This window comes from Paraburkholderia sp. SIMBA_053, assembly GCF_046534895.1.
Classification (GTDB): domain Bacteria; phylum Pseudomonadota; class Gammaproteobacteria; order Burkholderiales; family Burkholderiaceae; genus Paraburkholderia; species Paraburkholderia caledonica.
This window is the reverse complement of the sequence record NZ_JAWRXU010000939.1, coordinates 1-262: the sequence shown is the minus strand read 5'-3', so window position 1 is coordinate 262 and position 262 is coordinate 1. Positions and strand designations below refer to the sequence as shown.

The 262-nt window shown below is 67.2% G+C and carries 1 protein-coding gene; it reads right to left on the bottom strand.

The window, feature by feature from the left end; genetic code table 11:
- A partial coding sequence (locus tag SB753_RS38375) for a FadR/GntR family transcriptional regulator (protein WP_410805332.1) occupies window positions 1-262 on the bottom strand: 262 nt, incomplete at both ends.

The following is a 262-nucleotide window of genomic DNA, read 5'->3' as shown; positions in this document are numbered from 1 at the left end:
GCGGCCACCACGAGCCGGAGCACTTCGTTTCCTGTTGCCCGTGCAATCGCCAGATGGAACTCGCGGTCAGCGGCCTCAGTCGCAGCCTTGTTGTCCATGTTCTCGCGCATCGCGCGCAACGCGGCGAAGATCTGGTCGAGGTCCGAATCCTTGCGTTCGGACGCGGCGAGCGCCGCGATCCCGCTTTCGATCACCGCCCGTGCGCGCAGCGTCTCAATCGGGCCTAGCCCGCGCGGCAGTTCGAACGTGACGGACCGCGCCT